At 72.9% G+C, this 20582-nt stretch carries 14 protein-coding genes and 1 riboswitch; of the genes, 7 read left to right on the top strand and 7 right to left on the bottom strand.

All coding sequences use genetic code 11. The annotated features are described in order from the left end of the window. Positions 1-20 precede the first annotated feature (20 nt). Entirely contained in the window at positions 21-1088 is a 1068-nt protein-coding gene (locus ABZ823_RS03910) for an NlpC/P60 family protein (RefSeq protein WP_361653359.1), read from the bottom strand. A 429-nt stretch (positions 1089-1517) separates the two neighbouring features. On the opposite strand from ABZ823_RS03910, the gene ABZ823_RS03905 reads away from it, so the two are divergent. Then, on the top strand, positions 1518-1871 hold the full coding sequence (locus tag ABZ823_RS03905; RefSeq protein WP_361653357.1) for a hypothetical protein: 354 nt from the start codon (positions 1518-1520) through the stop codon (positions 1869-1871). Here ABZ823_RS03905 and ABZ823_RS03900 read toward each other — a convergent pair. Then, entirely contained in the window at positions 1849-2817 is a 969-nt protein-coding gene (locus ABZ823_RS03900; protein WP_361653355.1) for a hypothetical protein, read from the bottom strand. The two genes, ABZ823_RS03905 and ABZ823_RS03900, sit on opposite strands and share 23 nt — an antisense overlap. Positions 2818-2921: 104 nt before the next feature. Beyond that, positions 2922-4127, bottom strand: a complete 1206-nt coding sequence (locus ABZ823_RS03895; protein ID WP_361653353.1) for an NlpC/P60 family protein — start codon at positions 4125-4127, stop codon at positions 2922-2924. Positions 4128-4135: 8 nt separating this feature from the next. Next, a riboswitch (cyclic di-AMP (ydaO/yuaA leader) is annotated at positions 4136-4303 on the bottom strand. Positions 4304-4550: 247 nt separating this feature from the next. Here ABZ823_RS03895 and pcrA point away from each other — a divergent pair. Continuing rightward, positions 4551-7067, top strand: a complete 2517-nt coding sequence (gene pcrA / locus ABZ823_RS03890) for a DNA helicase PcrA (RefSeq protein ID WP_361653351.1) — start codon at positions 4551-4553, stop codon at positions 7065-7067. A 97-nt stretch (positions 7068-7164) separates the two neighbouring features. Here pcrA and ABZ823_RS03885 read toward each other — a convergent pair whose 3' ends face one another. Together ABZ823_RS03885 and ABZ823_RS03880 are read right to left on the bottom strand one after the other, a co-directional pair. Further along, on the bottom strand, positions 7165-8769 hold the full coding sequence (locus tag ABZ823_RS03885) for a M23 family metallopeptidase (RefSeq protein ID WP_361653349.1): 1605 nt from the start codon (positions 8767-8769) through the stop codon (positions 7165-7167). Positions 8770-8979: 210 nt separating this feature from the next. After that, positions 8980-9840 carry an alpha/beta fold hydrolase gene (locus tag ABZ823_RS03880; protein WP_361653347.1) on the bottom strand — a complete coding sequence of 287 codons (861 nt, stop codon included), beginning with the start codon at positions 9838-9840 and terminating at the stop codon, positions 8980-8982. Positions 9841-10451: 611 nt separating this feature from the next. Between ABZ823_RS03880 and ABZ823_RS03875 the strand changes: the two genes are divergently transcribed. Beyond that, complete coding sequence (locus tag ABZ823_RS03875; protein WP_234513354.1) at positions 10452-10868, top strand: cobalamin B12-binding domain-containing protein; 417 nt, start codon at positions 10452-10454, stop codon at positions 10866-10868. A gap of 168 nt (positions 10869-11036) precedes the next feature. Here ABZ823_RS03875 and ABZ823_RS03870 read toward each other — a convergent pair whose 3' ends face one another. Both ABZ823_RS03870 and ABZ823_RS03865 read right to left on the bottom strand, forming a co-directional pair. Next, complete coding sequence (locus ABZ823_RS03870; RefSeq protein WP_361653344.1) at positions 11037-12653, bottom strand: DUF5691 domain-containing protein; 1617 nt, start codon at positions 12651-12653, stop codon at positions 11037-11039. A 41-nt stretch (positions 12654-12694) separates the two neighbouring features. Further along, positions 12695-14053, bottom strand: coding sequence for an SWIM zinc finger family protein (locus ABZ823_RS03865; protein WP_361653342.1), 1359 nt, complete (start codon positions 14051-14053; stop codon positions 12695-12697). Positions 14054-14185: 132 nt separating this feature from the next. On the opposite strand from ABZ823_RS03865, the gene ABZ823_RS03860 reads away from it, so the two are divergent. The 4 genes from ABZ823_RS03860 to ABZ823_RS03845 all read left to right on the top strand — a co-directional run bounded on the left by ABZ823_RS03860 (position 14186) and on the right by ABZ823_RS03845 (position 20540). After that, a complete protein-coding gene (locus ABZ823_RS03860; RefSeq protein ID WP_361653340.1) occupies positions 14186-15442 on the top strand; it encodes an AAA family ATPase in 1257 nt (418 codons plus the stop codon). After that, positions 15439-17988 (top strand): DUF5682 family protein, encoded by a 2550-nt coding sequence (locus ABZ823_RS03855; protein WP_361653338.1) that lies wholly within the window; start codon positions 15439-15441, stop codon positions 17986-17988. Before ABZ823_RS03860 ends, ABZ823_RS03855 begins: the two co-directional genes overlap by 4 nt. Continuing rightward, positions 17985-19202 carry a VWA domain-containing protein gene (locus tag ABZ823_RS03850; protein WP_361653336.1) on the top strand — a complete coding sequence of 406 codons (1218 nt, stop codon included), beginning with the start codon at positions 17985-17987 and terminating at the stop codon, positions 19200-19202. Before ABZ823_RS03855 ends, ABZ823_RS03850 begins: the two co-directional genes overlap by 4 nt. 192 nt (positions 19203-19394) lie before the next feature. After that, positions 19395-20540 (top strand): hypothetical protein, encoded by a 1146-nt coding sequence (locus ABZ823_RS03845; protein ID WP_361653334.1) that lies wholly within the window; start codon positions 19395-19397, stop codon positions 20538-20540. The last annotated feature ends 42 nt before the right edge of the window (positions 20541-20582 follow it).

Genomic DNA, 20582 nt, shown 5'->3' with positions numbered 1-20582 from the left:
CCCGGGGCGTGGGCACGGGCTCACACCACCCGCGTGGCCCCCGCGAACGGCATCTCGTCGATCGGCGCCAGCCGTACCGGTGCCGACGGGTTCGGCGCGTGGATCATCTGGCCGTGCCCCACATAGATCCCCACATGGCTGACCCCGGAGTAGAAGAACACGAGGTCGCCGGGCAGGAGCGCGGAGCGCGGGACGCGGCGGCCCGCGCCGATCTGGGCGTATGTCGTCCGGGGGAGCGAGACGCCCGCCGAGTGGTACGCGGCCTGCACCAGTCCCGAGCAGTCGAAGGCGTGGGGTCCGGTGGCACCCCAGACATAGGGGCTGCCGAGCTTGCCGTACGCGTACGCCACCGCTGCCCCCGCCCGTGCGTCGGGTGCCTCCGTGGCCGCCTGCGATGCCGAGACCGTCCCCGCCAGGCCTCGCCCCGCCGACCCTGACGTATCTCCCGCGCCCGTGGCCGCCGTGAGCTGTGCCCGCTGGGCCTCCGTCAGCCGGGACAGCAGCCGCCGCGCCTCACTCAGCTTCTCGGTGACCGTCCGCTTCTGCCGCCGGAGCTCCGCCTGACGCGAGGTCAGGGATGCCAGTTCCACGCGCGCGGCCCCGCGCAGCCGCTCGATCTCCCGCATCTGCGTGCGTACGCGTGTCACGGCCGCCGCCCGACGGCTGTCGACCCGCTCGGCGAACGCGGCGTCGTCGAGGTACCGTCCGGGATCCGACGAGAGCAGGAGCCGCACCGACGGGTCGACACCGCCCCCGCGGTACTGCGCCGTCGCGGCCGAACCCAGCGCCTCGCGCGCCGATCGGAGCCGGTCCGTGCGGCGCGCGGCCTCGTCCCGCAGAGCGTTGAGCCGTTGCGCGGCCCGTTCCGCCTGGTCTTTGGCCCCGTTGTACTTCTCGGTCGCGACCTCCGCCTCCCGGTACAGCCGGTCCACCTCGGCCTTGGCCTGGGCCGGGGAGAGCGGCGGTTCGGCGTGCCCGGTCCCGTCGAAGCCGGTCGCGGACGCCGCTCCCGCGAGGGCGATCGTGGCGGCGGTCCGGGCCGTGGTCCCGCCGAGCGAACGCTGTCTGGGCTTGCGGTGCGCTGCCACCTGACCGTCACGTCCTTTCCTCCGGCCGTCGGGGCGACGGGCGGTGTCACGCGTCCGGCGGCGGCCCGCACAGGGGGAGCAGGCCGCCGCCGGACTTTCTCGGCGGTGGTGTCCGGCGGCCGCCCCTGGCCCGGGCGGCGGTGGGGAGCCGGTCACCTGATGGAGGACGCTAAACCGGCCGTGACCGTCCTGTGACGCGATGTCCGGAAGTGGCACGACCGGACTGACGGTGACCGCATGCGACCGTGATCCCGCCTCGAGGCCGCCGACTTCACACTGTGCGATGACCGTTGCGGCGGTTTCCGGGCGCGGGGTCATGACGGAGTGCTATGGGACGCATATATGCGTGGGTCCGGAGGCCGTGCGACCCCCGCACACCGCGTGGGCCGGTGTCGAAGCCCGCCGCCCCCCTCACTAGGCTCCGGCCCCATGGACGTACTCATCCATCTCTTCGTCGCCCTGCACATCCTCGGCATCGCCGCGCTCCTCGGCGGCTTCCTCACCCAGATGAAGGCGATGGGCCGGGGCACGGCCCGTTTCGTGCCCGCGATGCTGCACGGCGCGCTGACCATGCTGGTCACGGGCGTGGCTCTGGTCGGCCTCGACCAGGCGGACCACCACCACGTCAACACCATCAAGATCGGCGTCAAGCTGGCCCTGCTGATCGTGATCCTCGGCCTGGTCTACGTGAAGCGCGACGAGGAGACGGTCGAGAAGCCCCTCTTCGCCCTGGTCGGTGCGCTGACCATGGCCAACGTCTTCATCGCCGTGCTGTGGACCTGACGCTCTCCACCACGGACCTGACGGCTACCGCCAGAACCGCGCACCAGGCGGCCACCGCGATCCACAGCAGCACCTGGCCGGGTCCACGCAGCCACGGCGCCCGGAGGGCGGCGGCGACGGACAGCGCCGCCACCGCCGTCATCGCCATCGAGAAGACGGTCGACCACCGCCGTACGTCGTAGCCGGTGCGCGGCCGGAGCAGTTCGGCCGCCGCCAGCACGCAGTACCAGACGAAGGCGAGGGCGAGGAGGGCGATGGTGACGCTCCGCAGGACCGTGTTGTCGTCCTTGTTCCAGAGGTAGAGGCCGCTGCCCGCGGCGGCGATCAGCCGCGATCCGGCCACCGCGGAGAGGGCGAGCGCACCGCTCGCCATCCAGTGGTCGCCCGCGCCGGCGGCCACCTGCCGCCGGTCGAAGCACCGCAGCCCGATCAGATAGAACGCCAGGCCGAGCCAGAAGAAAACCAGCCCCGCGTGGGCGAGCCAGGCCACCCGGACGGCCGCGGCCAGTACCGCCCCGAGCACTGCGATTCCCTCTGCCGCCACACATCCGAGGAACACGGCCCCGGACATACCGCGCTCCCAGTTCCGTACCACCAGGAGGACCAGGACCGCCCACAGCGCGAAGGCCAGCGCGAGGAGCGCCTCGGCGAGCTGCTGCCCGTACAGGCCGGAGATCCCGGTGCCCAGCAGGGCGGTGGCCGGAACCACGGTGAGCGCGGCCGGGGAGCCGACAGGCCACCCCGGGAGCCCTCGCGGCAGCCGTACGGCGATGTCGGCCACCAGGCCCAGCCAGGCGGCGCCCGCCAGCGCCAGGGCGATACGGGAGAGGAGCTCGTATCCGGCCTGTTGCAGCCCGACCGACAGGGCGCCGGTCGCCAACACGGCGGCCCCGGTGGCGGGCGGACGCTGTGCCCACCAGGTGCGGAGCGCGGAGGTGCCAGACATGCGCCCGATGCTAGGGACGCGCGCACGGCTTGCGTACGGGGCACGCGCGCGTGAAGCCAGAAAACAACCCCACGCGCGCGTACCGGAACCTTGAGCCGTCGGTGTCAGGCAGGCCGCACCACGCTGTGGATGATCGACGCGCCGCCGTAGTAGATCGACTCCTCGCGCACGTAGGCGCCCGGCTTCGGGGCGTGGATCATCATGCCGTTGCCGATGTAGACGCCGACGTGGCTGACGTCGTCGTAGAAGAAGACCAGGTCACCTGGCTGCGCCTCGGCGAGCGGCACCATCGCGCCGGCGTTCACCTGGTCGTATGTGGTGCGGGGGAGCGTCAGCCCGGCGGTCTTCCACGCGGCCTGGGTCAGGCCCGAGCAGTCGTAGGACCCGGGGCCCGTCGCGCCCCACACGTACGGCTTGCCGATCTGCGCGCGGGCGAAGGCGAGGGCCTTCGCGGCCTTCGTCGCGTACGAGGAGTCCACAACGGAGGACCCCGCGGCAGTGCCAGAGGAAGAGCCCGTTGCGGAGGATCCCGAGGAGGAGTGCGTTGCGGACGCCCCTGAGGAGCCGGTCGTCGTGCTCGACGACGACTGTTCCCGCTGCCGGTCCGCCTGCTGCCGTGCCAGCGCCTCCGCCTGGCGCCGGGCCTCCTCCTGCTTCCGCTTCTCGAGCGCGGCGAGCCGTGCCTTCTCCTGGGCGGTCAGCTCGGACAGCAACTGCCGTGCGGCGGCGAGCTTCTTCTGGACGTCCGTCTTGGCCGACCTCAGTGTCGCCTGCGACTCGGTGAGCGTCCGGAGGCTGTCGGTGGCCTCCTGCCGCTTCTTCATCGTCGCGGCCTGGTCGGTCACGTACTGGTCGACCGCTTCCTTCTGACGGCCGGTGAGCCGGCTCATCAGCTGCGTCTGGTCGAAGTAGTCCTGGGGGTTGTCGGCCAGCAGGAAGGTGGCCGTGTCGGGGGCCTCGGTCCCGGTCCGGTACTGCGCGGCGGCGAACGAACCCAGCTTGTCGCGCGCCTCGTTGAGCTCCTGGGTGCGCCGGGCGACGCCGTCGAGGAGCGTGTCGACGGTCCTGCGCTGCCTGGCCGTCCTCTCCTTGGCCGCGTTGTACCTGTCGGTGGCCGACTCCGCCTGGCGGTAGAGGTCGTCGACCTTCTTCTCGACCTCCTCGACGCTGGGTCTGTCGTCGGCGGAGGGCGCGGCGTGGGCCGTCTGGGAGAGCAGTGCCACGGACGTGAGGGCCGCCGTCGCGAGAGCGGGGGTCCGTATGCCCGCGAAGCGTGGGCCCGAGGGGCGGGACTTTCGGTGCGCCGCCATGAAAGGCGTCTCCTTCCGTACTCCGCCTACCGGGTTAGCTGTCGGGTTCGGGCGGGTGGTTCCGGAAGGTGTGCCCTACGGCCGCGCCCACAGGGCGGTCGGCCGATTCACCCCAGGTCGGGTGGGTCCCCGGCTCCGGCTGCCACGGGGCGCACCGGACTCGGCGGAGGCCGCGCGGCCCGGCGACCTTCGCCGGTGAGGGTCGTACGGCCCGCCCGGCACGGTAGCCAACTCATGTGGCGCCTGTGAAGGTTGAGGCGAGATTTGTCCGATACGTTTTTGTGACCTTGGTTTTCCGGACCGTCGTCGAGCGCGGACCGTGAACCGACGGGTCCGGACGGTGACGCCTGCTGTCCACGTCCGGGGGTCGAGTTTTCGGGACGGCGGCCGGTTGTCGGCGGGGCGCCCTAGACTCGGAGAGCGATGAGCAGCCTCTTTGACGACAGTTTCCTGGCGGACCTCAAGGCCACCCCGGCCCATGAGGAGGCGCCCCCACCGCCCGAGGACGATCACGCTCCGGAGCCCGTTCCGGACGATCTGTTCGGCGGGCGGTTCGACCTGCCTCCGGCCCGGGACGCGTACTACCGCGACGGCGCGCCCCGCCCCGCCCTCGACCCGAGGGCACTGCTCGAGGGGTTGAACGAGAACCAGCGCGCGGCGGTCGTGCACGCCGGCTCCCCCCTGCTCATCGTCGCCGGTGCCGGATCCGGCAAGACCCGTGTGCTCACTCACCGCATCGCCTATCTGCTGGCCGAGCGGGGCGTGCATCCCGGGCAGATCCTCGCGATCACCTTCACCAACAAGGCCGCGGGCGAGATGAAGGAGCGCGTCGAGCAGCTCGTCGGCCCGCGCGCGAACGCGATGTGGGTGATGACCTTCCACAGCGCGTGCGTCCGCATCCTGCGCCGTGAGAGCAAGAAGCTCGGCTTCACCTCGTCCTTCTCGATCTACGACGCCGCCGACAGCAAGCGTCTGATGGCGCTCGTCTGCCGCGACCTGGACCTCGATCCCAAGCGGTTCCCGCCCAAGTCGTTCAGCGCCAAGATCTCCAACCTGAAGAACGAGCTGATCGACGAGGAGGACTTCGCCGCCCAGGCCGCCGACGGCTTCGAGAAGACCCTCGCCCAGGCGTACGCGCTCTACCAGTCGAGGCTCCGCGAGGCGAACGCGCTCGACTTCGACGACCTGATCATGACGACGGTCAACCTGCTGCGCGCCTTCCCGGACGTCGCCGAGCACTACCGCCGCCGTTTCCGCCACGTCCTCGTCGACGAGTACCAGGACACCAACCACGCCCAGTACGCGCTGGTCCGCGAGCTGGTCGGCACCTCCGAGCACCCCGTGGACGTGCCGCCCGGCGAGGACGACCTCCAGCCCGCCGAGCTGTGCGTCGTCGGTGACGCCGATCAGTCGATCTACGCCTTCCGCGGTGCCACCATCCGCAACATCCTCCAGTTCGAGGAGGACTACCCGGACGCCACCACGATCCTCCTGGAGCAGAACTACCGCTCCACGCAGACGATCCTGAGCGCCGCGAACGCGGTCATCGAGCGCAACGAGTCGCGCCGCCCCAAGAACCTGTGGACCAACGCGGGCGCGGGCGCGCGGATCACCGGCTACGTCGCCGACACCGAGCACGACGAGGCGCAGTTCGTCGCCGAGGAGATAGACCGCCTCACCGACCGGGGCGAGGCCAAGACGGGAGACGTCGCCGTCTTCTACCGCACCAACGCCCAGTCCCGTGTCTTCGAAGAGGTCTTCATCCGCGTCGGCCTGCCCTACAAGGTCGTCGGCGGTGTCCGCTTCTACGAGCGCAAGGAGGTCCGGGACGTCCTGGCGTACCTGCGGGTGCTGGCGAACCCGGAGGACTCTGTTCCGCTTCGGCGCATCCTGAATGTGCCGAAACGGGGCATCGGTGAGCGCGCCGAGGCGATGATCGACGCCTTGGCGCAGCGGGAGAAGATCAGCTTCCCGCAGGCACTGAGCCGCGTGGACGAGGCGTACGGCATGGCGGCTCGCTCGACGAACGCGGTCAAGCGGTTCAACGCGCTGATGGAGGATCTGCGGACCGTCGTGGAGTCGGGCGCGGGTCCGGCCACGGTCCTGGAAGCCGTCCTGGAACGCACCGGCTATCTGGCCGAACTCCAGGCCTCGACCGACCCCCAGGACGAGACCCGCATCGAGAACCTCCAGGAACTCGCCGCCGTCGCCCTGGAGTTCGAGCAGGAGCGCGGCGAAGCGACCTCGGGGGCCGCCGGCCCGGGAGGCACGCTGGCCGACTTCCTGGAGCAGGTCGCCCTGGTCGCGGACTCCGACCAGATCCCCGACGAGGACGAGGGCGACGGCGTCATCACGCTGATGACCCTCCACACCGCGAAGGGCCTGGAGTTCCCGGTGGTCTTCCTGACCGGCATGGAGGACGGCGTCTTCCCGCACATGCGCGCGCTCGGCCAGACCAAGGAACTGGAGGAGGAGCGCCGCCTGGCGTACGTCGGCATCACCCGCGCCCGGGAGCGGCTCTACCTCACCCGGTCCGCCATGCGCAGCGCCTGGGGCCAGCCCTCCTACAACCCGCCCTCCCGCTTCCTGGAGGAGATCCCGGACCAGCATGTGGAGTGGAAGCGGACGGGCTCGTCCTCCGCTCCCGTCTCCTCGGGGCCGGTCTCGGGAGTGGCGGCCTCCCTGTCGTCGTCGCTGTCGTCGTCCCGGTCGCGGTCCTCGGCCGCGGGCGCGTCCGGTTTCGCCACGCGCCGGGGCGGTGCGGCGGAGAGGCCGGTGGTCTCCCTTGCGGTCGGCGACCGCGTCACGCACGACCAGTTCGGACTGGGCACGGTGGTCGGTGTGAAGGGCACGGGCGCGAACGCGGAGGCGACGATCGACTTCGGCGACACGAAGCCGAAGCGGCTGCTGCTGCGGTACGCGCCGGTGGAGAAGCTGTAGAGCCGGCGGCCAAGCCGTAGAGCGAAACGGCCGAGCCCCCGTCGAAGGGCGGGGGCTTACCGGCGGGCCGATCATGTGGGTCGATCAGGCGGGACGATCAGGTGGGGTCCAGTCCGTGGCTGCGCAGCCAGGGCAGCGGGTCTATCGCGGCGCCCCCGCTCGGCCGCACCTCGAAGTGCAGGTGAGGGCCGGTGGAGTTGCCCGAGTTGCCGGAGTACGCGATCGGCTGGCCGGCCTTCACGATCGTCCCGGACGGGACCCGGTAGCTGGAGAGGTGGCAGTACCACGTCTCCGTGCCGTCCTTGGCGGTCACGATCATCATGTTGCCGTAGGCGCTGTTCCACTGGGTGCGGACCGTGCCGTCGGTCGCGGCCATGACCGTGGTGCCGTAGGAGACGGGGAAGTCGATTCCGGTGTGCACCGACATCCAGTTGACCCCGGCCTGGCCGAAGTAGGCGCTGAGCCCCCTCTGCAGGACCGGGAGCACGAACTTCGGGCGCAGCCGCTCCTTGAGGGCCGCCTCCGCCGCCGCCTTCTTCTTCTCGGCCACCTGCTGGGCCTTGAGGTCGATACGTTCCTGCGTACGGCTCGCCCGGTCGGCGAAGTCGTTCGCGCCCGCGGAGAGGCTCTCGAGCTGGGAGTCCAGCTTGTTGTTCGCGGCGGACGGCTTCACCGGCGTCGCCTCGGACGCACTCGCCGTCGTCTCCTTGCCCTCGCCGCTGCCCGCGCCGACCGTCGCGGCGGCGATCCCGGCGACCCCCATCACGCATGCCGACGGCACGGCCACCGTCAGGAGCGCGGAGCGCTTCGCCGGGGAACGGCGCCGGGACCGGCCGGCCGCGCGGGACGCGGCGCGCGGGGCCGGTACAGGAGCGATCTCCTCCTGGTCGTCGAGCAGGGGCGCGTCGCCGGACGGCTCAGCCGGTGGAAATTCGCCGACGTCCAGGTCGTGGTGCTCGTACGGGAGTTGTTCGAAAGCGGCGGTGGCCTGCTGGTCGAGGCCCTCAGCGGTGTCGAAGACGTGCGTCCCCGACGGGTCGAAGGACTCGGCTCCGCTGAAGGACTCGGCTCCCCCGAAGGGTTCCGTCGCCGTGGTCGCTGTCTGCGGGTCGTGCGCCTCGTGCTCGGCGGTGCCGCCCGAGTTCCACTGGGTGGCGTCGTACGTTCCCGTGTCGAAACCCTGGGTGCCCCAGTGCCACTGCTGGGTCCGGTCGGTGGCCTGGCCCGCCTCGAGCCAGGCGTGTGCGTCCCGCTGGCCCGTGGCATCGGGGGGTCCGGCCTGCGTGGGGATGCCGGCGAGCTGCTGGTAGCCCGCGGCCCAGGCGGTCGTGTCATGGCTGCCGGTGTCGAACGCGGCGTGTTGCTGGGCGGCGTATGCGTCGTAGTGGAGCGTCTCGTGAGTGCCGGTGCCGAACGTCTGGTGACCGTCCGCGCCGGGAGCGGTGTGGCTGCTGGTCGGCCACTGGTAGGCGTCGTGCGAGCCGGTCACCGCGTCGCCCGGGAGGTCGCCGAAGAGGGGGTCGGACGAGAAGGCCGTGCCCGTGTGGCCACCGGCGCCGAACGCGGTCGCCGCCGGGTCGGGGTACGAGGTGAACTCACCGTAGTGGCCGCCGTGCCCGCCGTACGACGCGTAGTGCGCCGAGGCGGCATCGGGGGCCGGAGCCGGGGGAGTTGCGGTCCCCGACGGGTGACGGTCGTTCACCAACTTCTCTTTCGCCTCGACAGCAGGGGCTGGCAGAGCAGTGCGGCGACTGTACCCGGCGGTACGCGGGCGCGACAATCTTCCGCAGGTTTCGCTCCGGCAGGAAACGGGCAATCGGCCGTGTTTCGGCGGTCCCCGGGCAAGGCTTTGGCTTTGCGTTCGATGAACGTTCGAGGGTAAGGGGGTGACTGGGAGGTGTCTGAGCGGCTGTCACGCCACCGTCAGGCCGCCGGTGGAAGCGCCCGCCGGTGCCGTCGGCCGTACGAGATCCAGTGCCTGCCGTATCCCCGTCGCGACCGCGGGGTGGACCGGCAGGGCCAGATGGCCGATGCCGCTCACCCGAATGTTGTGCGCCAGCAGGTCAGGGTGGTCGACGCACGCCGTCTCCAGGGGATCCATCAGCGGGTCCAGATCGCTCCAGAAGCTCACGAAGTGCGTACGGCAGCCGGGGGCCGGCTCGCGCAGCTCCTTGATCAGCTCGGAGCCCGGACGCATCTGGCGGACGATGGGGTGCGCGTTCGCGAGCGGCGCCACCCGGGTGCCCGAGTGGGGCGTGCCCAGCGTGACGAGCGTACGGACGTGGAGGTCACCGCCGAGGCGCTGCACGTAGTACCGGGCGATCAGTCCGCCCAGACTGTGGCCGACGACGTCCACCTGGGGCTGCCCTGTGCGCTCGCACAGTTCTTCGATGTGTCGGCCGAGCAGCTTCGCCGCGGTGCGGATGTCGCAGGTCAACGGCGAGTAATTGAGTGACTCTATGTGTTGCCGACCGTGCTGGGCGAGATTGCGGCGCAGCAGGACGAAGACCGAGCGGTTGTCGATGAACCCGTGGAGCAGGATGACCGGGGGCTTGGCCTCGGTCGGCAGTGTCGCGGCGTCCGGCGGGGGCGGGAGCGCGTGGGAGTGGCGCTCCTGGATGATCCCGGAGGGGTAGAGGAGCAGATGTCCGGCGAGGATCGCGAGCTCCAGGGCGGTCGCCTTCAGCAGGGCCATGGAGAGACCGGCCAGCCTGCTCGGGAACATGCGCTGGCACATCGGTAGGAAGGGCTGCACTGCCCGCGTGACCATCATGGCCGACCTCCCGTCGGCGCACGCGAGGACGCCTCTGTCCCCCGTGTGCCCTTGTGGAAAGCCGTGTGGCGGTGGGCCTGCGGGGCAGGTGCCGTGGAAACGGCCGTACCGCGGATGCGGCGCATGAGCCGATGGCGCGGCGGACGCTTCTCGTCGAGATGACGAATGACGCTTTCCGCCGTCCGCGTGATGCGGTTCCCGTCCTCCTCGTACGGGTGCGGCTCCCGCTGTCGTGCCCTTGCATTCCTTTCGCCGGCGGGCCTGCCACCCGGCGCCCGGCCGGCGGTGGCGTGACCGCCTTGATGCGGCTCTCCGTGCGCACGATCCCCTCGGACCACGGCGCGCGAGCCGCTGATGCTGCGGCGCGTGTGCCGCGGGGAGGGGGGACCCTGCGCGGCGAACGTGTCCCATTGTGTGATTTCCCCCTCGGTCACCACCGCGAAACTGCCGGTTGCGGGATGCTGGCGATAACGTTCGTTCACTTACCGGGTCGGTGCGGCGCGGGACGCCTGCGCCGTGGGGCTCGTGGCCCGTGTGTCCGCCGGTGCGGTGGTGTGGCGGCAGGGCGGTACATCGGTACAGGGTGGAGTAGTCGCTTCATGGAGGCAGTGATGGGTGTGGCAGCCGGTCCGATCCGCGTGGTGGTGGCCAAGCCGGGGCTCGACGGCCACGATCGCGGGGCCAAGGTGATCGCGCGGGCGCTGCGTGACGCGGGTATGGAGGTCATCTACACCGGCCTCCATCAGACGCCCGAGCAGATCGTCGACACGGCGATCCAGGAGGACGCCGACGCCATCGGGCTGTCGATTCTGTCCGGCGCGCACAACACGCTGTTCGCCGCGGTGATCGAGCTGCTGAAGCAGCGCGACGCGGAGGACATCCTGGTCTTCGGCGGAGGGATCATCCCGGAGGCGGACATCCCCCTGCTCAAGGAGAAGGGCGTCGCGGAGATCTTCACGCCGGGGGCGACGACCGCGTCGATCGTGGACTGGGTACGGGCAAACGTGCGCCAGCCGGCCGGGGCGTGACGCCTTCGGCGTAGGGGCGTCGGCTTTCCGGCTCGGAGGTGCCTCTGTGGGCGGGGGCGCCGAGCCGGTCCCAGACCCCCGCTCGGGCGTGACCGAGAGCGGGGGCGCCTGTGCGACCCGGCCCGCCGCGCGTGGCCCCGCCCGGGCGCGGGGGCACCGCGGGTCGGCTCACGGTTCTCCCAGTTCCTCCCGCATCGCCGCGCGCAGGCGCAGCGTCGTGGTCAGGCGCTGGAAGGCCTCGGCCCAATAGCCGCCCGCCCCCGGCGACGCGTCCTCCGGCTCGTCGGGTATCGCCGTCAGCGCGGCGAGGCGGTCCGCCTCCGCCGGGTCCAGGCAGCGCTCCGACAGGCCCATCACCCCGCTGAAGCTCCACGGATAACTTCCCGCGTCCCGCGCGATGTTGAGCGCGTCCACCACCGCGCTGCCCAGCGGGGCGGCCCACGGGACCGCGCACACCCCGAGCAACTGGAACGCCTCCGACAGTCCGTGCGTGGCGATGAACCCGGCGACCCACTCGCTCCGTTCGGCGGCACCGAGCGTCGACAGCAGTTTCGCCCGCTCGGCCAGGGACACCGCACCCGGGCCTGCGGCCTCCGGCGCCGAGGGCGGGCCGAGCAGCGCCCGGGACCAGCCGGGGTCCCGCTGCCGGACCGCCGCCCGGCACCAGGCCGCGTGCAGTTCGTCCCGCCAGTCGTCCGCCACCGGAAGCGCGACGATCTCCGTCGGAGTGCGTCCCCCAAGACGTACCGTCCACGTACCGAGCGGTGCCGCCTCCACCAACTGGCCCAGCCACCAGGAACGTGCGCCCCGGCCGGCCGGCGGTGTCGGCACCACTCCGTCGCGCTCCATGCCCGGATCGCACTCGTGCGGCGCCTCGACCACGAGCGTCGGCTCCCCGGCCGTGCGGTCCACCGCCACACAGGCCGCCGCTCGCGCCGCCATTCGCGCGGCCAGGGCCGAACCCGGCAGCGCCGACAGCAACTCCGCCGCCGTGGCCCGCACATTCCGGCTCCGGTCGGAGAGCGCCTGCTCCAGGAACGGCTCGTCCGCCGGCTCCAGGCCCGTGCGGAGCGAGTCGAGGAACATCAGGCGGTCCTCGGCCCGCTCGGTCGTCCAGGTGCCGGCCAGCAGTTCACGCGCGGCGGCCGGGTGCTGGGCGCGAAGGGCGCCGAGGAGGGCCACCCGTTCGGCGAACAGCCCCTGCCGCCAGAGGTCTTGGACGCGCTCGGGCTCCTCCGGCGGCAGTCGGGCCCCGCCACCGGGCGCGGAGCGCAGCGCGAACCGCCAGTCCGGGTTGAGCCGGGCCAGCCACAGGGCGCGCGGGCCGGCGAAGGCCAGCACCGCGGGCCGCAGGTCGGTACGCCCGCGGGCCGCGTCCAGGAGCGCGGGCAGCGCCTGTGGGGGTGGCGCGAAACCGCGTGCGTTGGCCAGCGCCAGCCACTGGGGCAGCAGCTCCATGAGGTCGGGGGCCGTCCCCCGGCGGCCGCCGGGGCCCGTGCCGGGGCGGTCGGACAGCAGCAGGGCCAGTCTGCGGGCCGCCGCGGGCGGAAGCGGCGGGCGGGGGTCCGGCGCCGACGGTTCCGGCCTGGGGCCGGCCGGTGCCGGGCGCAGCCCGGCCCTGCGGCGCACGGTCTCCACGGCGGCCAGGTCCAGCAGCGCCGTCGGCGCCTCCCGGCCGGACGCCCAGGGCGGCGTACGCCGGTCGGTGCCCAGCAGGGCCATGGTCACGAGTTCCTCCCACGGCACGGCCGAGGGCGTGTCCGGGCTGGTGGGGGTGGCACGCATATCGATCCCTTCCCGGTAGGTGGTGCGTGGTTTCGGTGTCGTCAGCACAGCGGGACCGCCTCTCCGGTGCCCTCCGGCCAGGCGGTGAGCGGAGTGAAGCCGCGGTGGCCGCACTCGCCGAAGACCGTGACGGGGACTCCGCCCGACAGGGCGACCAGGCGCCACAGACCCGGGCGGGCGCCCGCCGACGGTGTCAGGGGCAGGGCCGTGGCTCCGTCCGCGTCCGCGAGCTGCCAGGAGTCCCCGACCGGCGTCGGTATGACCCGGCCCAGCGTCACCGGGAAGGAGTCCAGCCACGGGTCGTCCCGCAGCGCCTGCACGTACCGCGCCAACGCCTCGGGCGTGGTCATCCCCGGCGGCCGTGTCCCCGTCGGTGCCGCGGGCGCGAACTGCTCGCCCAGCGCCACCCGCAGCTGCCCGGCACCCGGATACGAGGACACCTCCGCCTCCAGCGCCAAGCCCACCGGAAGCACCAGCTCCGGTGCGCGGCCGGCCGCCCCGTAGGAGAGGAGCAGCACCGTACGGCCGCAGTCCGCGCCGTGCAGCCAGATGCGGCGTGTCGTGAGCCGACTGTCCGAGGTGTCGTACTGCGCCAGCACCAGCCAGCGGTCACGGACGGGCGGGCCGCCGGGCGAGCCCGGGAGGCCCACGCGGGAACGGACCGTCGCCGCCAGGCCGTCCGGCAGCCGCTCGCGACGCAGCCAGCCCTGGTCCAGCAGGTGCAGCAGCGCGCACTCCTCCACAAGACGCACCGGCCAGCCCGGCCCCGACGCCGGGATCGCCCCCAACTCCCGTACGCGGGCGGCCAGGCCCGGGGCCTGTGCGTCGACCATGCGGGCGGCCGTCTCCTCCCACATGTCGTACCCGGCGTGCTCGGCCGTGGCGAGGCCACCGCGCAGCAGGTCCGCCAGCCGCTGCTCCAGCTCCGTGGCCCCCGCCGTGATCCGCTCGGCCCGCCGCTGCGCCCTGCGCCGGGCCGCCTCCGGATCAGCGGTCCCGGTCCGCGCCGAGTCCGAGCCGGTGGCGGGCGGCTTCTCCCGCGTGCGCTGTCTGCGTCCCCTGATCCACTGCTCCGCCCATTCCGGCGCCTGCCCCCGCGGCACCGTCCCGTCCTCGCCCGCCCAGAGCAGCAGCAGCCCCAATGCGTGTTTGCACGGGAACTTGCGGCTCGGGCAACTGCACTTGTACGCGGGACCGGCCGTGTCCGCGAGGTCGACGACCGTTTGATACGGCCTGCTGCCGCTGCCCTTGCACACCCCCCACACCGTCCCCTCGTCGGAACTGCCCGCCTCCGACCACGGGCCGGCCGCGCCGAGTTCGCTTCCCGCCTTGCGTGACGCGGCGTCAGGCGCCAGTGCCAGCACCTGTTCCGCGGTCCAGCGCACCCCCTGCTCAGTCATGTCTCGAAGGTAGGTCCCGGCACTGACAATCGACGGTCGGGATGGTGTTTGCGCAGGTCAACGCGCATTGTCAGTGGCGTGGTGCACGGTTGGTGGCAGATCCGAACCGGCCGAGCTGAGGGGGATGTGGCCATGCGTGTGTCCGTTGATCCGATGTCCGTCGAACCGAACCCGAGCAAGTCCGCGCCCGCGAACGGGGACAGGGGTGCGGGCCCCGGCGAGGGCGCGTCCGCGCCCGTGCGCACACCCTCGGACGAGACGGCGGGCGAGCGGGCGGCAGGGCGGGGGGAGCAGGCGGGGGACGCGGCGGCCGAGGCGCTGCGGCCGCACGCCGAGGACGCCTTCGCGGCCGAACTCGCCGCGCTGGCCGCGCAGGACGACCGGCCCCGCCCGGCCCGCTGGAAGCTGTCCCCCTGGGCCGTGGCCACTTATCTGCTGGGCGGCACACTGCCGGACGGCACGGTGATCAGCCCGAAGTACGTCGGTCCGCGCCGTATCGTCGAGGTCGCCGTCACCACGCTCGCCACCGACCGCGCCCTGCTGCTGCTGGGTGTGCCCGGCACGGCCAAGACCTGGGTGTCCGAGCACCTGGCGGCGGCCGTCAGCGGAGACTCGACCCTGCTCGTCCAGGGCACGGCCGGGACACCGGAAGAGGCGATCCGCTACGGCTGGAACTACGCGCGACTGCTCGCGCACGGCCCCAGCCGCGACGCGCTCGTGCCGAGCCCCGTCATGCGGGCCATGGCCGAGGGCAGGGTCGCCCGCGTCGAGGAGCTGACCCGTGTCCCGGCCGATGTGCAGGACACGCTGATCACCATCCTTTCGGAGAAGACCCTGCCGATACCGGAGCTGGGACAGGAGGTGCAGGCCGTCCGCGGCTTCAACCTGATCGCGACGGCCAACGACCGCGACCGTGGGGTCAACGACCTGTCGAGCGCCCTGCGCCGCCGGTTCAACACGGTGGTGCTGCCGCTTCCGGAAAGCGCGGACGCCGAGGTGGACATCGTCTCCCGCCGGGTCGAACAGATCGGCCGCTCGCTCGACCTGCCGATGGTGCCCGACGGCATCGACGAGATCCGACGCGTCGTCACCGTCTTCCGCGAGTTGCGCGAGGGAGTCACCGCCGACGGCCGGACCAAACTGAAGTCGCCCAGCGGGACGCTGTCCACCGCCGAGGCCATCTCCGTGGTCACCGGCGGGCTCGCGCTGGCCGCCCACTTCGGCGACGGTGTGCTGCGCACGAGCGACGTGGCCGCGGGCATCCTCGGTGCCGTCGTCCGCGATCCGGCGGCCGACCGTGTCATCTGGCAGGAGTACCTGGAGGCGGTGGTCCGGGAGCGCGACGGCTGGACGGACTTCTACCGGGCGTGCCGGGAGGTGACCGTATGAGCGGCGACTCCGTTTCCGCTCAGGGGCCACTGCTGCTCGGGGTGCGGCACCACGGGCCGGGCTCCGCCCGCGCCGTGCGGGCCGCGCTGGAGGCGACGCGGCCCCGGGTGGTGCTGATCGAGGGACCACCGGAGGCGGATGCCCTGATCCCGCTCGCGGCGGACGCGGAGATGCGGCCGCCGGTGGCGCTGCTCGCCCATGCCGTGGACGAACCCGGACGGTCGGCGTTCTGGCCGCTCGCCGAGTTCTCCCCGGAGTGGGTGGCGCTGCGCTGGGCCCTGGAGCACGAAGTCCCGGCCCGGTTCATCGATTTGCCGGCGACGCACACGCTGGCCTGGGACGAGGAGGAACCGGCACCGACGCCGCCCGGGCACATCGGGCCTGGGGCGGGGAGCGAGACGCCCGGGGACGCCGCGCCCGGGCCGGGAGGCGGGACGCCCCACGACGCCGAGACCGACGCCGACCCCGAGCCGGGAGGCGGCACGTATCGGGACGCCGAGCCGGCGCCCGGCGGCCTGGCGCCCGGCTCGGAGCCCGGCTCCGACGACGCCGTGCGCCTCGACCCCCTGGCCGTGCTCGCCGAGACCGCCGGGTACGACGACCCTGAGCGCTGGTGGGAGGACGTCGTCGAGCACCGGGGCGGAGGCGGGGAAGACCCGCTCGCGCCGTTCACGGTCCTCGAGGAGGCCATGACGGCGCTGCGGGAGGAGTACGGCACGGGGGGACACCCGCGCGACCTCGTGCGGGAGGCGTATATGCGGCTCCGCATGCGTTCTTCGCTGAAAGAGTTCGGCCCCCGGGTGGCCGTGGTGTGCGGAGCCTGGCATGTGCCCGCGCTACGACGGAGGATCCCCGTCGCCGCCGACCGCGCCCGGTTGAAGGGGCTGCCCAAGGTGAAGACGGACATGACCTGGGTGCCCTGGACCCACCGGAGGCTGTCCCGGGCCGGTGGTTACGGAGCGGGGATCGACTCGCCCGGCTGGTACGCGCATCTGTTCGCCGCGCCAGACCGTCCCGTCGAGCGATGGCTGACCAAGGTCGCCGGGCTGTTCCGGGAGGAGGACCGGATCGTGTCGTCCGCACACGTCATCGAGGCGGTGCGCCTCGCCGACACACTGGCGGCGCTGCGAGGGCGTCCGCTGCCGGGGCTGTCCGAGACGACCGACGCGGTCCGGGCGGTGATGTGCGAGGGCTCGGACGTGCCGCTCGCGCTGGTGCGCGACCGCCTCGTGGTCGGCGACGTCCTGGGAGGGGTACCGGCGTCGGCTCCCGCCGTGCCGTTGCAGCGTGACCTCACGCGGCTCCAGAAGCGGCTGCGGCTCAAACCCGAGCCGGAGGAGCGCCGGATGGAGCTGGACCTGCGCAAGGACACCGACGCCGGGCGCAGCCGGCTGCTGCACCGGCTGTGTCTCCTCGGCATCGAATGGGGCGAGCCCGCGGTCTCGCGCGGCAGCACGGGCACGTTCCGGGAGACTTGGCGGCTGCGCTGGGAGCCGGAGCTTGCGGTGCGGATAGCCGAGGCGGGGGTGTGGGGGACGACCGTGCTCGCCGCGGCGACCGCCAAGGCCGAGGCGGAGGCGGTCGCCGCGCGGACGCTCGCCGAGGTCACGTCGCTCGCCGAGCGGTGCCTGCCGGCGGAACTCCCGGACGCGTTGCCCGTGGTGATGGGTGTGCTCGCCGACCGGGCGGCCCTGGACGCCGACGTCGGCCACCTGGCTCAGGCGCTGCCCGCCCTGGTCCGTTCCCTGCGCTACGGAGATGTGCGCGGTACGGACACCCGGGCACTGGCGGAGGTCGCGGCAGGTCTCGCGGAGCGGGTGTTCGTCGGGCTGCCACCGGCGTGCGCCGCGCTCGACGCGGAGGCGGCCGAGGAGATGCGCCGTCATGTGGACGCCGTTCACGGGGCGGTGGGGCTGCTGGCGGAGGAAGCCGCGGCGGCCGACGGGGAGATACGCGGACGGTGGCGTTCCGTGCTGCGGGCGCTGTCCGGCCGGGACACCGTCGCCGGTGTCGTGCGGGGGCGTGCCGTGCGGCTTCTCCTGGACGAAGGGGAGTTGGCCGAGGACGAGGCCGCGCGGTTCATGGGGCTCGCGCTCTCTCCGGGTACGGCGCCGGCGGACGCGGCCGCGTGGATCGAGGGGTTCGTCGGAGGCGGCGCCGGTGGCGGGATGCTGCTCGTGCATGACGAGCGGCTGCTCGGGCTCGTGGACGCGTGGCTGACGGGAGTGTCCGCGGAGGCGTTCACCGGCGTTCTGCCCCTGCTGCGGCGCACGTTCTCGGCGTACGAGCCGGGAGTCAGACGCACGCTCGGCGAGTTGGTGCGGAGGGGGCCGAAGGCGCCGGGGGGCGCGGCGGCAGTCAGCGGGAGCCCGACCGGGTTCGCGCCCGACCCGGACGCAGGGCGGGCGGACGCCGTGGTCCCGGTGGTGCGGCTGCTGCTCGGCCTGGGCGAACCCGGCCGCGGTGATCCGGACGACGCCGAGGGCAGGGGGCTGGACGATTCCGACGGCAGGGATGTCGACGACCTGGTGAGGGTGGCCCGATGAGCACGGACACGACCGGTCGCCCAGCGGCCACGCCCTCCGCGGGGGACGGCGGCGTCACGGCCGGTGCGGCCGGGCCCGAGGAGCGGCTGAGGCGCTGGCGGCTCGTGCTCGGCGGGGACACGGCGGACGGCACCGGGCACGCGCTGACCGGGCGGGACGCGGCGATGGACGGGGCGTTGACCGCGTTGTACGGAAAGGGGGACACATCGCGCCAGGGGCGGGACCGTTCGGCGGGGCTCGGGGCGTCGGCGCCGTCCGTCGCGCGCTGGCTCGGGGACATCCGGGCGTACTTCCCGTCGTCCGTCGTCCAGGTCATGCAGCGTGACGCCATCGACCGACTGGGGCTGTCCACGCTGCTGCTCGAGCCGGAGATGCTCGAGGCCGTCGAGGCGGACGTGCACCTGGTCGGCACGCTGCTCTCGCTGAACAAGGCGATGCCGGAGACCACGAGGGAGACGGCACGGGCAGTGGTGCGCAAGGTCGTCGAGGACCTCGAGAAACGGCTTGCCGCCCGCACCCGGGCCACGCTCACCGGCGCCCTCGACCGCAGTGCCCGTGTCGACCGGCCCCGCCACCACGACATCGACTGGAACCGCACGATCGCCGCCAACCTCAAGCACTACCTGCCCGAGTACCGCACGGTCGTGCCGGAGCGGCTGATCGGGTACGGGCGGGCGTCCCGGTCCGTGAAGAAGGACGTCATCCTCTGTATCGACCAGTCGGGATCGATGGCGGCGTCGGTGGTGTACGCGTCGGTGTTCGCGGCGGTCCTCGCCTCCATGCGGTCCCTGACGACCCGGCTCGTCGTCTTCGACACCGCCGTGGTGGACCTCACCGACCAGCTCGACGACCCGGTCGACGTTCTCTTCGGCACCCAGCTCGGCGGCGGCACGGACATCAACAGGGCGCTGGCGTACTGCCAGTCGCGGATCACCCGGCCCGCGGAGACGGTCGTGGTCCTCGTCAGCGACCTCTACGAAGGGGGGATCCGGGACGAGATGCTCAAGCGGGTCGCGGCGATGAAGGCGTCGGGGGTGCAGTTCGTGGCGATGCTCGCGCTCTCCGACGAGGGGGCGCCCGCGTACGACCGTGAGCATGCGGCGGCGCTCGCGGCGCTGGAGGCACCGGCGTTCGCGTGCACGCCGGATCTGTTCCCGGAGGTGATGGCGGCGGCGATCGAGAAGCGGCCCCTGCCGATACCGGAGACCGCGTGACCAGGCCGAGGACAGGAACCCTAAACCGGGCAATGCGAGGCGCAAGGCAAGAAACGGATATGACTAGCCATCGGTAACAGGGGGCTTGCGCAGCGGCGGGAGGGCCGTGCGAGGATCGACGGCGCTTCGTCCCCGGCGGTGCGCCGTGTCGCCCGTACCGCCTTCTTCAGCCGCACGGAGGCTCTCCCCGTCTTGACCCTGTCCGCCGCACTGCCCTTCCCCGGTGCCGCACTGCGCGCGTTGCGTACGGCGGCAGCGCGGCGTGCGCTGCAACTGGCGCTGCTGGTGGGCGGGGTGTTCGCACTGGGGCTCCTTTGCGAGGGACAGGCAACTGCGGCGGACGGAGTGCCCGTGGCCTCGGCGGCTGCGACCACTCCCGCCGCGGCCGCCGCCCCGGCCGACACCGCGGTGCGGCCGCTCGAGAGGGCGTCCCGGCACGGCGAGGGGACCGTCAGCGGCACGGCCGGACAGGCGGTACAGGGTTCTCCCCGCCAGGCCGCTTCCCCGGGTCACCACGTGACCCCGTCCGGCTCGCACGCCCTCCGGGCGAGCACCGGGCATCTCGCGCGCCCCTCCGCATCCGCCACCCGCCCCACGTCGGACACCCGCTCTCCCGCCACCGCCGTAGAGGTGGTGCGGCCGGTGACCGGTGGTCTCGTACGGCCCGCCGGGGACGCGGTCGTACGGTCCGTCGAGGACCTCCTGCGGACGGCGTCCGAGGAACCGCCGGACACACCGTCACCCTTGCCGTCCGCCCCGGTCGTCTCCGCAGTCCCCGCAGTCCCCGCAGTCCCCGCAGCCTCGTCGCTCCCCTCCGCGCCGCGCCTTCCCGGTCTGCCGCGTGCTCAGGGTGTATCGAACCTGCCGGGCCTCCCCGGAGTGCCGGGTCTGCCGGGTGTATCGGACCTGCCGGGCCTCCCCGGAGTGCCGGGTCTGCCGGGTCTGCTCACGTCGTCCGGACGCACCCTGCCCGGGCCGTCAGTGCCGGAGCAGTCGGTCGGCGGGACGGAGCACCACCGGGCGGGGGAGCAGCGGGACGCCAGTGTCCACGGACCGCGGGTCACCGTGGCCGACGTGACGGCGGGACAGTTCACGCGGCGTGCCCTCCGTCTCCCGCGTCCGGCGCACGCGCCCCTGCACGAGATGCCCGACGGGACGCCGACCGGTGGGCTCGGCGCGCAGCCGGCCGGTGTCGACGGCGCGCCGGGGCATGGCGACGGACACGCCGTCGTGTGGAACCACCGTGCGCCGTTGCGGCTCCTGCCCGGCGCCACCGCGGTCCTCACCGCGGACGGGATCCGGGACCGCCACCGGGACATCCCCGAGTTCCCCGGCTAGGGCAGCACCTCCTCCCCGCGAGACCTGCCGCGCGGGGGCGGA

The organism is Streptomyces sp. NPDC047079, from assembly GCF_040643755.1.
Lineage (GTDB): Bacteria > Actinomycetota > Actinomycetes > Streptomycetales > Streptomycetaceae > Streptomyces.
The sequence above is the reverse complement of the archived record's forward strand: the minus strand, read 5'-3'. Positions and strand labels throughout refer to the sequence as shown.

What these genes read in the sequence shown, in the direction of transcription:
- ABZ823_RS03905 (WP_361653357.1), top strand. Translation starts at nt 1,518, where the DNA reads ATGGACGTACTCATCCATCTCTTCGTCGCCCTGCACATCCTCGGCATC.
- ABZ823_RS03900 (WP_361653355.1), bottom strand. Translation starts at nt 2,817, where the DNA reads ATGTCTGGCACCTCCGCGCTCCGCACCTGGTGGGCACAGCGTCCGCCC.
- ABZ823_RS03895 (WP_361653353.1), bottom strand. Translation starts at nt 4,127, where the DNA reads ATGGCGGCGCACCGAAAGTCCCGCCCCTCGGGCCCACGCTTCGCGGGC.
- pcrA (WP_361653351.1), top strand. Translation starts at nt 4,551, where the DNA reads ATGAGCAGCCTCTTTGACGACAGTTTCCTGGCGGACCTCAAGGCCACC.
- ABZ823_RS03880 (WP_361653347.1), bottom strand. Translation starts at nt 9,840, where the DNA reads ATGATGGTCACGCGGGCAGTGCAGCCCTTCCTACCGATGTGCCAGCGC.
- ABZ823_RS03875 (WP_234513354.1), top strand. Translation starts at nt 10,452, where the DNA reads ATGGGTGTGGCAGCCGGTCCGATCCGCGTGGTGGTGGCCAAGCCGGGG.
- ABZ823_RS03870 (WP_361653344.1), bottom strand. Translation starts at nt 12,653, where the DNA reads ATGCGTGCCACCCCCACCAGCCCGGACACGCCCTCGGCCGTGCCGTGG.
- ABZ823_RS03865 (WP_361653342.1), bottom strand. Translation starts at nt 14,053, where the DNA reads ATGACTGAGCAGGGGGTGCGCTGGACCGCGGAACAGGTGCTGGCACTG.
- ABZ823_RS03860 (WP_361653340.1), top strand. Translation starts at nt 14,186, where the DNA reads ATGCGTGTGTCCGTTGATCCGATGTCCGTCGAACCGAACCCGAGCAAG.
- ABZ823_RS03855 (WP_361653338.1), top strand. Translation starts at nt 15,439, where the DNA reads ATGAGCGGCGACTCCGTTTCCGCTCAGGGGCCACTGCTGCTCGGGGTG.
- ABZ823_RS03850 (WP_361653336.1), top strand. Translation starts at nt 17,985, where the DNA reads ATGAGCACGGACACGACCGGTCGCCCAGCGGCCACGCCCTCCGCGGGG.